General features: G+C 49.7%; 14 protein-coding genes. 3 read left to right on the top strand and 11 right to left on the bottom strand.

Annotated elements, in window-relative coordinates; genetic code table 11:
- Positions 1 to 102 precede the first annotated feature (102 nt).
- Genes nhaA through FIT99_RS02945 form a run of 4 tightly spaced genes read right to left on the bottom strand, consistent with a single transcriptional unit; the run spans position 103 to position 4,093 of the window.
- Complete coding sequence (gene nhaA, locus FIT99_RS02960; RefSeq protein ID WP_140002829.1) at positions 103 to 1,281, bottom strand: Na+/H+ antiporter NhaA; 1,179 nt, start codon at positions 1,279 to 1,281, stop codon at positions 103 to 105.
- A 50-nt stretch (positions 1,282 to 1,331) separates the two neighbouring features.
- On the bottom strand, positions 1,332 to 2,432 hold the full coding sequence (locus FIT99_RS02955; protein WP_140002827.1) for a phospholipase A: 1,101 nt from the start codon (positions 2,430 to 2,432) through the stop codon (positions 1,332 to 1,334).
- 27 nt (positions 2,433 to 2,459) lie between these two features.
- Positions 2,460 to 3,518 (bottom strand): aldo/keto reductase, encoded by a 1,059-nt coding sequence (locus FIT99_RS02950; RefSeq protein ID WP_140004612.1) that lies wholly within the window; start codon positions 3,516 to 3,518, stop codon positions 2,460 to 2,462.
- Complete coding sequence (locus FIT99_RS02945; protein WP_140002824.1) at positions 3,518 to 4,093, bottom strand: hypothetical protein; 576 nt, start codon at positions 4,091 to 4,093, stop codon at positions 3,518 to 3,520. Before FIT99_RS02945 ends, FIT99_RS02950 begins: the two co-directional genes overlap by 1 nt.
- A gap of 188 nt (positions 4,094 to 4,281) precedes the next feature.
- Between FIT99_RS02945 and FIT99_RS02940 the strand changes: the two genes are divergently transcribed.
- The 3 genes from FIT99_RS02940 (at position 4,282) to FIT99_RS02930 (ending at position 6,245) form a co-directional block, all read left to right on the top strand.
- Entirely contained in the window at positions 4,282 to 4,719 is a 438-nt protein-coding gene (locus tag FIT99_RS02940) for a hypothetical protein (protein ID WP_140002821.1), read from the top strand.
- Between the two features lie 9 nt (positions 4,720 to 4,728).
- The gene (locus FIT99_RS02935; protein ID WP_189524775.1) at positions 4,729 to 5,253 is read left to right on the top strand and encodes a YMGG-like glycine zipper-containing protein; all 525 of its coding nucleotides are present in this window, start codon (positions 4,729 to 4,731) and stop codon (positions 5,251 to 5,253) included.
- 134 nt (positions 5,254 to 5,387) lie between these two features.
- Positions 5,388 to 6,245, top strand: coding sequence for a DUF6279 family lipoprotein (locus tag FIT99_RS02930; RefSeq protein ID WP_140002818.1), 858 nt, complete (start codon positions 5,388 to 5,390; stop codon positions 6,243 to 6,245).
- 134 nt (positions 6,246 to 6,379) lie between these two features.
- On the opposite strand, the gene FIT99_RS02925 is transcribed toward FIT99_RS02930, so the two are convergent.
- From FIT99_RS02925 to FIT99_RS02895, 7 genes are all read right to left on the bottom strand, one after another.
- Positions 6,380 to 9,976 (bottom strand): TonB-dependent receptor domain-containing protein, encoded by a 3,597-nt coding sequence (locus tag FIT99_RS02925; protein WP_140002815.1) that lies wholly within the window; start codon positions 9,974 to 9,976, stop codon positions 6,380 to 6,382.
- Positions 9,977 to 10,067: 91 nt separating this feature from the next.
- Positions 10,068 to 11,060, bottom strand: a complete 993-nt coding sequence (locus tag FIT99_RS02920) for a FecR family protein (RefSeq protein ID WP_140002812.1) — start codon at positions 11,058 to 11,060, stop codon at positions 10,068 to 10,070.
- On the bottom strand, positions 11,057 to 11,578 hold the full coding sequence (locus FIT99_RS02915; RefSeq protein ID WP_140002809.1) for an RNA polymerase sigma factor: 522 nt from the start codon (positions 11,576 to 11,578) through the stop codon (positions 11,057 to 11,059). Before FIT99_RS02915 ends, FIT99_RS02920 begins: the two co-directional genes overlap by 4 nt.
- 126 nt (positions 11,579 to 11,704) lie before the next feature.
- Positions 11,705 to 12,340: a PEP-CTERM sorting domain-containing protein gene (locus tag FIT99_RS02910; protein ID WP_140002806.1), complete on the bottom strand. Its 636-nt coding sequence runs from the start codon at positions 12,338 to 12,340 to the stop codon at positions 11,705 to 11,707.
- A gap of 215 nt (positions 12,341 to 12,555) precedes the next feature.
- Positions 12,556 to 13,362, bottom strand: a complete 807-nt coding sequence (locus FIT99_RS02905; RefSeq protein ID WP_140002803.1) for a TonB family protein — start codon at positions 13,360 to 13,362, stop codon at positions 12,556 to 12,558.
- A 4-nt stretch (positions 13,363 to 13,366) separates the two neighbouring features.
- Positions 13,367 to 13,777 carry an ExbD/TolR family protein gene (locus tag FIT99_RS02900; protein WP_140002800.1) on the bottom strand — a complete coding sequence of 137 codons (411 nt, stop codon included), beginning with the start codon at positions 13,775 to 13,777 and terminating at the stop codon, positions 13,367 to 13,369.
- Positions 13,778 to 13,781: 4 nt separating this feature from the next.
- The gene (locus tag FIT99_RS02895) at positions 13,782 to 14,432 is read right to left on the bottom strand and encodes a MotA/TolQ/ExbB proton channel family protein (RefSeq protein WP_140004611.1); all 651 of its coding nucleotides are present in this window, start codon (positions 14,430 to 14,432) and stop codon (positions 13,782 to 13,784) included.
- Positions 14,433 to 14,535 lie beyond the last annotated feature (103 nt).

The following is a 14,535-nucleotide window of genomic DNA, read 5'->3' as shown; positions in this document are numbered from 1 at the left end:
ATACGCAGCTCAAGATCTTAATGCTTGCGTAACATCGCCAAAAAGGGCTCATGATTTTGCTTAGTCATCTTTAGCCAAAGCGATCTTCCCGCGCTGACACAGTCAATGCGGGCGAATGCGGTTTTGCCCTAAGGCGACCTTCAACCACAACCAGCCTGCCAAGCCAGACAGTAGTGAACCAGTGAGAATGGCCATTTTAGATAGATTGATCGCCTCTGCCGTGTCACTAAACGCTAAATTAGTAATAAAAATTGACATGGTAAAGCCGATGCCACCGAGCATCGCGGCGCCGGCAATATGTGCCAAACGCAATGGTGCATGCAATTTACATATCCCCGTGACAATGGCCAATAACACTGCCAGCGTGATCCCGATTGGCTTACCAACAAGCAGCCCGAGAATAATCCCTTGACTATTGGCATGCGTGAACACTGCACTCAAGCTTTGCGCCTCGATATGCACGCCAGTGTTGGCAAAGGCAAATACCGGCAGAATCAAAAAAGCGACTGGCAAATGTAAGGCGTGTTCGAGCTGATGCGATGGCGATGAGTGATCCTCCTGTTGCTTGTGTTTGCGGCTGTTAAATGGAATCGCAAACGCCAATGCAATGCCCGCCAAGGTGGCATGCACGCCTGATTTCAACGTTAACCACCACATGAGCGCCCCGCCGAGCAGATAAGGGATCATGGATAATACGCCCCAGCGATTGAGCGCAAACAAGAAGGCCAACACCGCCAACGCGCCGAGCAGGTGCGGCCAAGATAGTGTGGCGGTGTAAAACACCGCAATCATGATGGCGGCGCCGAGGTCATCAATCACTGCAAAGGCAACCAAAAATACTTTTAATGGCGCAGGCACCCGTTTGCCCAGCATAGACAGTACGCCCAGCGCAAAAGCAATGTCAGTCGCCATGGGGATCCCCACTCCGGCTTGATAAGCTGTGCCATGGTTAAATTGCCAGAAAATGAGTGCTGGCACAAGCATGCCGCCGACCGCTGCTATGGTCGGCAACAAGGCGTTGTTAAGGCTGGATAACTCACCCACATACAACTCACGCTTGAGTTCAAGGCCAATCAATAAGAAAAACAAAGCCATCAGGCCATCATTGACCCATTCCTCCAGCGTCAAGCCCAACCAGGGCATATGCCAAAACTGGTGATAATGCGCTGCCCACACGCTGTTGGCGATGCATAAGGCGAGCACAGTAACCAGCAGCAACAGCACACTACTGGCTTGCTCAGAGGCGAGAAACCGTTGAAAGGTAATGGAGAGTGGACGCATCACAGATTTATTCAATGGGGGTGGATGAATGCCGATGCATGAGGCACAGCCTACTCACCGACGGCGAAACCAATACCAAACATGGTTTGCGCCTGATTATAGTCTAACAACGAGACGCCATACCCACTGGCTAACATGGCGTAAAACCGCACGCTCTCACTTTTAAGTGGTTTGTATTGCACGTCCAATTTGACATAGCCTTTGTTGTCACTGCGCATGTTGTTACGCAAGGTCATGCTGGCAGACGTGGTGTTGGCCTCGTTATCCCAACGCAATACGGCGTCACCATAGCCCATATATTTGCTGATATCCGGGTTGTCGTCATTGGATTTACTATCAGGTATACGCCACCATGGCCGAAAGAGCACGCTGTAGCGATCGCCTAACTGCCACCCCCCTTGTAGGTAAAGTCGGTTCCAGCTGCGCGACAAGGGCTCGGAACGTCCGTTAGACTCATGCACAAGACCCACATTGACCATGTCTGGCAACAATGCAGCCGCTTTAGATTCCCCCGGCTTGTTCAACCCTAAGGACAATATCAACTCGGGCGAATAATTGTGTTCCCGCATCGGACGCGACTGGCTCGCACTATATACCTGCCAAAATGATTGTTGTGTATAAGCCCCCCATAGGCGAGCGCTGTGTACCCACTGATTATCTGGCAACCACTCAGATAAATTCATTAACTGCGTTTTCAAGCTGATCTGAAAATGCAGATCATTATGGCTTAAATCACGATCTGCCATGTTTGGTCTGGAGGGCGAAGTCGGTACGTCATTCGGGTTATTGGAATAAGCCGCGACAATGTAGTTCGGCTGATGGGTTTCGAGGTCAGTAAAATGTAACTCATCTTGCGCGTTCAAATGCCATTTGCGCGTCAGGTAGCTGGTTTTGGCATCCACCGTTTTGACTAATGCAGCCTGCTTCGGTGACTCTTCCATGGCCACCGCCGGCGCGGCAGCATAGGTCTGTGCCACTTGATCAAAGCACACCAAGCGGCGGCTGGCATCTTCACTAAACGCTGTTTGGCAGGTGCGTAAGGCTGTCTGCATGTCGCTGGAAGCAGCCGCCTGCCCTTGAGTGGCAAAGCTGCTGACACACAAGATGAGGCCACACTGCAGCAAGCAGCGTAGAGAATGTAGGTTAAACATAAGGATTCCCTTCTAAGGCCGCCCGAATTAAGGCGCCGGATTCATCATGGTCAAATGTAATTGCTCGATGGCATTGAGGACTTCATCACTCAAACGAACTTGGTAAGCTGCAACATTTTGTTGCAGTTGCCGCATATTGGTAGCGCCAATAATGGTGCAGCCGACAAACCATCGGTGATAAACAAAACTCAAAGCCAATTCGGTTGGCGTGAGTCCATGCGCACGTGCCAGCTCAGCATAGGCTTTGGCTGCAACGGGCACGCCTGGTTTTTTATACCGTTGAGCATAGCCCAAATACAAGGTCACGCGACCCGGAGTTGACGGATCATCGACATATTTTCCGGTCAAATGTCCAAATGCCAGTGGCGAGTAAGCGGCCAGTGTCACGCGCTCGCGGTGCAAGATCTCGGCCATGCCAAACTCCATGCCGCGATTCATCAGGTTATAACAATTTTGCAGCACGGCAATCCGTGGCAAGCCTTGCTCACGCGACAGGCGCAGAAACTCCATTACCCCCCAAGGTTGTTCGTTACTCAAGCCAATGGCTCGCACCTTACCTTCTTGGATCAACTCGCCGAGGACTTCGAGTTGGGTTTGAATGGGCACCCAGTCCACTGGCTGGCCGTTCGCGTCCCGCTCTGCACGTGGGTCAAACTGATATTGGCCGAACATCGGTACGTTGCGCTCGGGCCAATGCAGGTATAACACATCGAGGTAATCGGTTTGTAGCCTTGTCAGACTGTCATGCACGGCCTGACGAATATTCGCACGATCCATCCCACTCGGCCCACCACGGATCCAGTGCATGCCGCGCCGTGGACCGGCGACTTTAGACGCCAACACAATGCGGTCGCGTGCCTGTTTTTTAAGCCAATGCCCCAGTATGGTTTCAGTGCGTGTCACCGTGTCTGCTCGCGGCGGCACCGGGTACATCTCAGCCGTATCAATAAAGTTGATGCCTTGCGACAGCGCAAAGCTGAGCTGATCTTCTGCGTCTTGCTGCGTATTCTGATCGCCAAAGGTCATGGTCCCAAGCGCGATTTTGGGGACGCGAATGCCGCTATCCCCGAGCGTAATTTGATCTATCAATGTAACACCTGTTTTTCTTTTGATACTTGCATTACGATGCTAGAAACCGCCTCGGGTTCCCTGGGGCTGTGCGCAGGCAACGCCCAACCAGCATCCTGACTGGCCACCATCAGCATGCGACTCATGGCTAACACCAGAGGATGATTTAATCGCATATTGACATTCGAGCCGTTGGCACAGGCCAGTTGCATATGGTTTAACTGGTCATTAATCGACACGAAACGCGCATTGACCACTAACAGCACCGCTTCACCCAAGGTAGATGGCCGTGGTTGATAAGTCGTTGTAAAGTCGAGATGCGCCAATTGTTGTACTGCGTCTGCCTCTTGCGCAAACTCGCGACGCGCCTCGATCGGTGATGCTAGCGCGGGGGTGGACGAGAGATCGCCGAGCGTCAATGTCGACACGGGCAAATGTGCCTCACGGTTAAGGACTTTAAACATTTGGCGAGCCACGCGATAGGACAGCCAAAGGCGGACTTCCTGTTCGTCACTGACAGCGGCTTTCAACAGCAAGCGGTCTTGTTGTTGGTCATAAGCGAGATTAATTTGTTGTATGGCGTGTTGTTGCATAAGGGCGTAAAGACTTAGATGTTAATGCCTAGCATACCGCAGTTGCCACCCGGCTGCCTAACACTATCCAATACCCAACCATCAAACCCGGCGCCAGATACACACCGATACAAAACCACCGACCGCGCACGGGATAAAAATGCGTATGCTTTCGTCTTATAAACAGATCGATAGGTAATGGAGGCGATATGAAAATTTTTAAACGATTCTGCCTGGGCAGTCTGGTCGCGTTGATGCTGCTGTCGAGCCAAATGGCGCAGGCACACCCCCCCGGACGGGGCGGCTGGCATCGGGGCGGAGGTGGCGTCGGCGTTTACTTTGGCGCCCCATACCCATATTTTCCTTATCCTTATTCGCCTTATGCTTATCCATACCCCTATGTGGTCAGCGCGCCACCCGTCATTGTGACGCAACCACAACCCCAGGTATATATTGAACAAGTTAGCGATAGCAGCACCCCACCAGCGCAGGTAAGCCCGCCCGCTGCGAGCGCAGGTAACAATAACGGTCAAGCGTATTGGTACTACTGCGAGCAAGCCAATGGCTACTACCCTTACATCAAAGATTGTCCGGCAGGCTGGAAGCAAGTCTCCCCTACGCCGCCACCAGCCACATCAGCCAACTAAGGTCTAGCCATGCGCAAGACGCCAATACTCTCCTGCCTATTGATCGCGATGGCACTCTCTGCCTGTGCCACCAATCCCACTGGCCCCAGCAATATGGCCCTACCCGGCACTGGCAAAGCCTTTAATGTTTTTAGGGCAGATGATCTCTCTTGCCGAGACTTTGCCCTGACGCAGATTGGCGGCAAAACCGTCAACCAGCAATATAACGCTAGCTTGGCCGGCACCGCTGCCGTAGGCACGGTGGTGGGCGCTGCAATTGGCGCAGCCGCTGGTGGCGGTGAAGGGGCGGCGATTGGTGCAGGCATGGGGGCCTTGTCTGGCGGCGCCATCGGTGCCAATGCCGCCAATGTCAGCGGCAACAACGCGCAAGACAAATACGACAACGCCTACTTGCAATGCATGTACGCCGCTGGGCACCGTATTCCAGTGCCTGCCAGCATGGCTAAAACCTACTCTCAAGGCAATCCACGCCCTGCAAACAATCCCGGTGCAGGCTATTACCCGCCACCGCCACCCCCCAATCGTGGGCCTTAGTTGATTCAACATGGCAGCTTCGCGCCGTTAAATCAGGCTTACGCAGGCAAGAAGGCCAGGCCATAAACAGTGGAAACCGTGCCTACAATTTGTCGGTTACGCAACCTTAGGGCGTCAGCCCTAGTCGTATAGACATGCGAAAAATTAAAAACTGCTTTATATGCCTGCTCGCTGTTTTTGTGATCAGTTGTAGTCTGGTCAAGACCGCCTATAACAACGCACCGGCACTCATCGCATGGCGGTTGGATGATTATTTTAATTTTAATGAACCGCAAAAAACGAAACTTAAACTCGCCCTGCAGGATATGCATGCATGGCATCGTAAAAACGAATTACCGCGTTATGTTTCGTTGCTGAATGAAATACATGATGATCTAAGCCATGATGTGAGCGCACAAACCGCCTGCCAGCGCATTGAATCTATCAAATCAAACCTGCAAATGCTGCAACCCAAAATGACCCCCATCATTGTGGACATTGGCAGCACGCTGAGCGATAAACAATTGCAGCATTTTCAAAAAAAGCTAGAAAAACGCAACCAAGAATGGAAAGAAGAATGGTGGCAGGAAACGACCGAAGAACAGCGTGAAGTGAGGTTGGATAAATCCCAAGATTTTGCTGAAAAAGTATATGGGGATTTAAACGACAAACAAATCAATATGCTTAAGCAAGCCATTGCCAAGCATGACATTGACCCGGCGATAATCTACTCTGAGATTTTGCGCCGCGATGAAGATGCTTTGGAAATTTTAAAAGCATTACGAAATCCCGCCACGCCAAACGAACAAAAATCGCAACTGGTGCGCGCAGGGTTTGAGCGCATGCAAAACAGCCCAAATCCAGCTTACCAAGCCTATGTCGATACCGTCACCCAACTGGGCTGTGAAACCATCGCAAACCTGCATGCCACAACGACGGCCAAACAACGCTTGCATGCGCAACAATGGGTAGAAGACTACATGACGCAATTCAATCAACTGCAAAGCAAATGATTTTAACCAGTTTACGCTGATAGGCTTATCGGTAGGGTCAGAGCAAAAGTGCAATGAATTTTTTGGGGTCGTCTAAAAACCGATTGTAATTTTGGAGCTTTACTCTAAGTTCAAAACCTGTAAAGCAGTGAAAATCAATCCGGCACAAAAAGCCAGTTCAAGCTAAACCAAATACCACGAGGCGCTCCAGGAGCGATATAGTTTGTACTTAACCAATCTCCGGAATTATGGTTGTATCCGCTTACACCGATTGCGCCATTAATACTTGGTGAAAATGGGTTGCGCCCTAACCTGCCTGCACTAAAATACTCTTTGTCAAAAATATTGTTAATAATCATGGTGGCCGTCCATTCCTTGTTAAATTTATAACTGGTTTGGAAGTTAAAAGTCATATAGCCAGGTACTTTGCCAGGATTAGTGGTAGGTGGTAATGAAATGAACGCCAGTCCAGTAACAGGGTCGATAACAGCGTTAGGAGTGGTTGCTACAACCTGTTGAAGCCTTCTCACTCCAGCCTTGTGTTCATTATTTTCATTTCCCCTTACGAAGCTTTCGGAATGGGCAATAGCAGTCATGCCAACCCTCCATTTATCAGTCACGTCGTAACTCAAGCTGGCATTCAAATTGTGTAAAGCTGTACCTGGCATACGATTGCCTTTGTTCACGGTAATAGATGGTCCAAAGCCATCGCCTGTGTCAACTGAACTGCTATTGTCGATACTGATTAACTTAAACGTGTCTTCAAAAGTGGCATCTGTGAGCCCATAATTCAAACCGAAGCTCCATCTATCTTTCTTCCCAGATAACCCAGCCTCTAAACCACGCCTTCTGGTTTTGCCGATGCTGTCGAAAAAACCCTGGCCATTGCCCACTGCTACAAAGTAAATGTCGTCTTTTAAATCCGTTTGATATGCACCAAGATTCCACTGGATGCTATCTGCACCAAATGTGTCAGAAAAATTTCCACGCATCCCTATGTCGTACGTTGTTGCTCTAATCTGGGGTAAAAATGGGTCGCCTGAGAGTGCAGAGGGCAAGCGACATTCACGATTTTGAGCGAGACTTCTGGGTCTTATAGTGCCGGCAAGGTCAGGGGTTGGCGTTTTATCAAATGCACAACCAAGCTCAATTACGCTGGGTGTGCGGGTACCTTGCGAGAGACTGGCAAACAAATTCAGGTTTTCTTTTGCTTGCCAAGTGGCACCTAAAGAGGGATTAAATGAATAAAAACTAAACTTCTCAGTTTCTGCCGGGTCGAGGACATCGTTTAAACGTGGAGTACGATAACCAAGTGGAATGCCTACACAGTCGGCAGCATTAACGACACCATTTCCATCCACATCTGTACAAGTATTGTATTTGTCTGGTTCTGCCCTCAAGTCACCAGGACCGAAATTAAAAAAACCGCTTCGGGTTGCAATTTTGTTTTTTGTTTGAGTCTCGTTATAACGGCCGCTGAGGCTAAGACTCAATGTGTCTACCGGTTTCCATGTCTCGCTAAAATAAACACTTTTAGTGGCGTTAGTCCCTTCAAAATTATTATTACTTAACGGGACTAAAGCAGCAGCAAATCTAGGGTGCGCTTGATCCGGATCTAAATAAGCCTCGCGGTCTGCAGTCAAGAAACCCAGCTGTTGTGTATTGGTGTATTCTGCACTGGCAGCATCTATAGATGCCCCAACCATGAACTTATGTTTTTCAAAGTTCCAATTAAGCTGGATGGATGCGCCATCGGTTAATTGATCAATTTGATTATCAGTCAAGATTGCAGTAGGCGTACCTTCAGCATAGCCGGGGCCGCCATCGTTAACTCCATCTATGGATCTTGGCAACCCGGTGATGGGGTCTAGAATATTTAAATCTGCAGTCTGAGTACCCTGCCCGTCTGCACACTCTGTAGTATTTATAGCATCCAGCAACATCACATAGTTTTTGGTGATCACACCACTCACAGGATCTTGTGTAAAAAAGTACTCTGATTCGGAATATAAGACGCCGTTGGTTCCATCTAACAGCGCCCCAAATAAAGCACTAGAAAATTGGGATCTAAATCTACTTTCGTTAAAAAAAGTCGGGTCTGGATCAGTAATAAAAGGTGGTGGGCCTGATTTATTTCTTTTAAATGACTCGTTCTCTGCAAAGTTTCTAAATATGGTGTAATCATATTCATATCCGGCAAGAAACTCTTTTGGTAATGGTTGGTTAATCAAACCACTATAATTAGCCGGATCAAATGTATTGGAATTAACCATTTCATCGTATATGGGTGTGTTGATGAAATCGTTTACTGGTAATCCTGTGGCAGGGTCGATAGCCGGATCATAGCCAACAACCGGAATAACAATATAGTCAGGCAGACCATAAGCGTTAGCGGCACTACCTGGCCCGTAAGCTCCTGCAGGGCTTGATCTAAACAGACACGTGTATTGATAATTACTACCGGGTTTTTTTAAAGCGTCATTCAAGGTTTGGCCATTAAATCCCTCTAAAAAAGCATCCCCCCCCTTTTGCCTACGATTACTATTTCTACGATAAATTTGACCTGTGACCGTAAAATTATCATTGACAAAATAACTACCACTTAACTGAAACTGTTGCAGCCTGTTTTTGGTTTCGTCCGGACTTGTAAAGACGCTATTTCGATCTTGTCTATACATCTCGCTTGGAATGAGTCCGTTACCTACCAAATCATTTCCAACCAAAAGTGTGCTTAGATTTAGGTCTAATTTATCGCCACGATAACTAGCCTTACCAAAAAATTGATTCACTTTGCTTGGTGAATTTTCTCGCCAGCCATCCTCTAAAAAAAAGTTACCAGCTCCGAATAGTGCAAATTTTCCGTTGTTGACACCACCTTCCAATTGAAGCTGCTTTCGCCCAAATGAGCCCGTCAATACTTGTGCATCAATACCTTCATTATTGAATCCATCTTTGGTTTTTAAAGTAAATGCTCCACCTAAAGTGTTTAAACCAAAGATGGGATTAGAGCCAGGGAACACATCAACGCTAGCCAATGCATTCATGGGAATCATGTCCCAGTTCACTACATCGCCAAAAGGCTCATTGACCCGAATGCCGTCAATGAACACGGATAACCCTTGTGGCGTACCAATCTGAGGTCCAGCAGTAAAACCACGATATTGAACGTCCATCTGGAATGGATTGCCTTGGTAATCATTCACCGACACTGATTGCAGCTTGCGGTTCATTAAGTCTGTGATACTTAACGAGTGCGCTTCTTTGATTTCTTGAGCAGAGATGCTTTGCACGTTGCCAGGAATTTCCTCTTTGGTTAACCCTAAGCCTGGCAGTGGCCCTACTTCATAAAAGCGTTTGGCGCGGACTTCGACTTTATCGAGTTGAATGTCTTTGGCCTCAGCTTTGTTGACGCGTTTAATGAGAATTTTCTCCCCATCAATCATGCCTTGCAGGCCTGTGCCTTCCAGCATGCGTTTGATCGCTTCTTTGCGTGTGATGCGACCTTTAATAGCGGGGGATTTTTTATCGACGATGAGCGCACTATCCACGGTGAGTGACAGATTGCTTTGGATAGCAAACTGGCGCAACGCTGCGGCGAGTGGCTGGGCGGGCATATCGAGGTTGAGGGGGACGGCAAAGCCTTCCTCTTGTTCGCCGGGCAAGGCGGTATTGAGTTCTGCGTAGAGTGCTGTGGGCATGTGCAGGCCAATCAATGCGGCCAGCGCGGCTGTTTTAAGCGTGTTATTTTGCATGGAGCATCCGTCGGTTACAGGGCTTGTTAAAGTCGTAACCGACGAAGGACTGAAATGCCTGATATCAGGCAATCAAAAGAAATGTAAAGAATTACCTAATAGGCTCGATGACCAAGGTTTCGTGTTTGCGCTTGAGGGTGACTGGCACCGATTGCGGTAAGGTTTGAATAAAGCTTTCAAGCTCGGCCACGTTGAGTACGGCATTCACTTTGGGCGTCTGATTGCCAAAAAACAGGGCTTGCACGGTGGGGTTGCGGTAGCGAGATAAGGTGTCGGCCACTTCAAACATGTCGGCGCGGTCAAACACAATGCGACCATTGATAAAGCTGAAGCTGTCAGCCGCATTACGATTAACTTTGTGTGGTGCATTCATTTGCTCGATCTCTGCCACTTCGCCATTGCGTAATATCAGCGTATGTTCGCTACCATCGGCGCGCGCCACTTGCACGCGACCATGGTCAACACTGATACGCACTTTGTGGCTGAGTTGGTTCACTGCAAATCGCGTACCAAGCACGGTCACCTTGGCTTGCTGCGTTTCGACCACAAAGGGGCGATTGGGGTCTTTAGTCACCTCAAAAATGGCTTCGCCGCGTGTTAATTTGACCAGGCGCTGATGACGGTAAAACACGATCTCCATGGCACTGTTGGCATTGGCAGTGACCACCGAGCCATCCTCCAGTGTGCGTTTGACCATTTGCGCCACGGCAGTGGTTTGCACTTCACTCGACAGTGGCGCCGCTTGCCATTGTTGATATTGCGTGCGTCCTAAAAATCCCAGGCCAACACAGAGCAGTAGCACGGCCAAGCCGGAGCCCAGCTTGCTGACTTTTTTGCGGCGGGCATTTTGCTCAAAATACTGTTTTTGCGAGAGCGCATTAGAAAGCGCCTGCAAGCGCTCAATCGAGCTGAAGTCTTCCATGGTGGACTCTATCATTTGATAGGCGGCCCGGTGCCTGCGATCTGATAGCATCCAGACTTCAAATGAGGTGCGATCAGGAGCGTCCGGCGCGGCCTCTCGCATACGCATATACCAGCGCACGGCGGTTTGTCGGATGACATCTTCATGGTTTTGCTGCATCATGCCTCCACCACCATTAACGCACGCGCACTGCTTAAATCGACGATGGCCCGCATGACATGGCGCTCGACCATGTTTTTGCTGATGCCCAGTGCGGTCGCAATCTCGCTTTGGGTATAACCTTCTACGCGGTACATCCAGAACACCTGGCGACAACGCGGCGGCAGTTGCGCCAAAATCTGCTGAATCATTTCCAGCCGCTGTTTAATATCATTGAGTTGCTCAACGGATAAGGTGGGTGACTCGAGCCATTCGCGGTTGAGCCCACTATCCGCCTCAAGGGAAACAAAGCGCTGCGCGTTGTGGTAACTATCTACGATCAGGTTTTTGGCGATGCTACGAATGTAGGCATGTGGCTCGCTGCCCTTATTCACACTGCCTGAAACCGTATAACGGATCAAGGCGTCGTGCAGGATATCTTTGGCCAGATGTGGGCAAGTCACTTTAAAGCGGATATAGCCGAGCAAATCGGTATACGCCCACTGTAAATTAATGCCACACCAATACATTGTTTTATCCATGCTCCTTAATGGCAAAATACATGCCATGCAATTTAAAGCCACTTTTGGGGGATTCAACCCATTAAACCGAGATTTAACGTGCGCAGGCAACCACCACGTGGCTGAAAGCAACCAGCCCTGCTGCATCTAAAAATGCATGTTTGCGATAGGCCAAGCTGGGGCTTGACGCTGACGCCTAAAGGCAACCCAAGCCAAAAATATTAAGCCAGTGCCGAATAGCCAAGTGGTGGGAGGTGCCGGGACAAGCGTGCGCCGATCGCGTGTATAGATGGTCCAATCAATCGTGAAAGACAGTGCATTTTGCGGACTCAAAAAGCCTTTCAACAAACCAAACTCACTATAAAAAACCTCAAGCTGACCATCTGGCATCATGAGGATGTCTTGAAAATAAAAACTGCCCGCGATAGGCAATGCATTGAATGCAGGATCGGGTGGTGTGATGGGGTCTGGTGCTGAGAGTGAAAAGTCAAACTGCCCAAGTGGCAAAGACAGCCCCTGATTTCTGCTATAACTGCCAAACACCACATACAATTGGTCTTGCAGCAGGCTCAGCGCCTCGTAATAAAGCGTTAATGTTGCGCTGCCATTGCTGAAAGTGTGTTCCCCCACGTAATACACGCCATCTAGGCTATATTCCATGGGCAAATACCCAGTATAACTTTCCTGAAACTGCTCAATTTTGGCTTCTGCGCTCAGGCTCATGAATGTGAAAATCAATGCGCTCAAACCAGCCATGCGCCGTTTTATTTGCTTAATACACATGTTTATCGCTCCTTTTTATTGATGTCATCGTCAGGGCTTTGCAGCGCCTTCAACAGGGATTCAATCCTGCATTGCATTTGCTTATCTTAAAAAAATCCCCTGAGATTGCCGGAGGAAAAATGGCAACCCCAGGGGTTAGGAGAACAGACGCGATAATTTCGGGAAAGCGAGGGATGTACTTTCTAATCGCGTCTGGCTGCAAGAAACGCGCTTGCTCACTCCAGCTTAAAAGACACTGGAATAGTGATTTTGAAACTTTTCTTTTTAAGGCTGTCTTTCACGCCCAACTGCGCGATCGCCTTTTTCACCATACGCATCGCCTCTTCATCCAGCGGCATATGTTTGCTGCTATCTGCCAACGTCACATTCACCAGCTCCCCACGCACAAACTGTGCAACCACCATGGCCTCCCCTTCAAGGTGGCGGCGAATGGCAATGGCTGGGTATTGCTTGCTTTTACTCACCAGTGATCGCAACTGCTCACCATAATCGCCCCAGGCATCGCTATCGCTGGTTGTCAGTTCATCTGACTCGGTGTTGGCCTGCGCAATGGGCGCCAAAGCATTGGCTTTAGCCTCTTTTGCCGCAGATGCATTGCTGGCATGTGGCGCACTTTCTGCAACATTGTTCGGCGCCGTTGACGCAGCGGGGGTTTGAGCGGGCTCTGTTTGCGCAGGAGGCGCTTGCTCAGGCACGCGATAATCCGACGCCTGATTTGCTGGCGCAGCGAATACCTGTTTAGGGCGTTCTAGCGGCGGTTGCGGTTTAACGACCGGTGATGGCTTGAATGGAGTTGGCTCAATAGGCTTAGGGTTCTCCGCTGGCGGCGTGAGCTGCGTGCTGGGTGGCGCGGCTTTCATAGAGAAAAACGCGACTTCCAGCCTTTCAGGCAGAGTGGGCAACGCAATACGGCTTAAGCTGGGGTAAAGCAACACCACCAGCGCATGCAAACCGAGCGAGACGAGCACTGCCCGCCACAACAGCGAAACATCTGGTTGCTCAGGATAAATCAGGCGAGTCATGCCGTTATTTTCCAGACTCAGGTGACATCACAAAACTGAATTTGGTAATGCCTGCGCGCTGAATGGCCGCCAATACTTTAGCGACCATCCCGTATTGCGCATGTTCATCGGCATAAATCTCCACTGCGGGGTCATGATCTTGCTTGAGCAGCCCTAGCGCTGGCGTCAGCTTTTCTAGCGCTAAAACTTGTTGGTCGAGCATGATCTGGCCGGCATCCGTCACACTGATGTGCGCCGTTTTTGGCGCGGTCAGCGCAACTTGCGCACTCGCCTCAGGCAGTTTCACGTTGACGGCATTCATGAGCAAGGGTGCAGTCACAATAAACACAGTGAGCAACACCAACATCACATCCACCAGCGGCGTCACATTAATCTCACTCGCCAACGCTTCATCACTTTCTGTGAACATTGCCATGCGCTTAACCCTCAAGACCAGATTGCGTGAGCAATGATTGAAAATGGCTGGCTACTTGCTCTAGATCTGCCCGGTGCTCTTTTTGCATGCGCATAAAGTAGTTGTAAGCCAACACCGCTGGCACCGCTGTCGCAATCCCGATAGCAGTGGCAATCAAGGCCTCGCCAATCGGCCCAGCCACGACATCCAAGCCAGCGGAACCGGTTGCGGTGATGGTGCGTAGCGCATTCATAATGCCCCATACGGTGCCAAACAATCCGATAAATGGGGCGGTGGCGCCGATGCTGGCTAGCACGGCTACGCCGCCATCCATCCGCTTGTGTTCAAGATAAGCTTGTTGTTTGAGTGAGAGCAGAATCACCTCGTGACGCTCGTTTTTGCGTAACACGGCATTGGCCATGACCGCACTCATGGCGCGCATGCCGGCATCGCATAAGCGCGCAAAACTGCTTTGACTGCCTGAGATCAGTTTAGGTAATTCATAAATGGTTTGCACCTGCTGACATTCAGCCAAAAAATGCGTGGATGCCCGGCGAGACTGATACCAAGCCCAGCTTTTGATGAGGATGATGGACCACACGATGACCGATAAGCCGCCGAGTAAATACAGCACAAGATCTACAATGTCAGGCATCCAATCCACAGCACGCTCCATAATCAAAAGATAAACAAACCGGACCGGAATAGATATGCCGCCAACACGGACTCGACGCATACCAAGGAAAAACCCCTGCCAATAACAGGAATTATTCACTTTC

It is taken from the genome of Methylophilus medardicus (genome assembly GCF_006363955.1).
Classification (GTDB): domain Bacteria; phylum Pseudomonadota; class Gammaproteobacteria; order Burkholderiales; family Methylophilaceae; genus Methylophilus; species Methylophilus medardensis.
The sequence above is the reverse complement of the archived record's forward strand: the minus strand, read 5'-3'. Positions and strand labels throughout refer to the sequence as shown.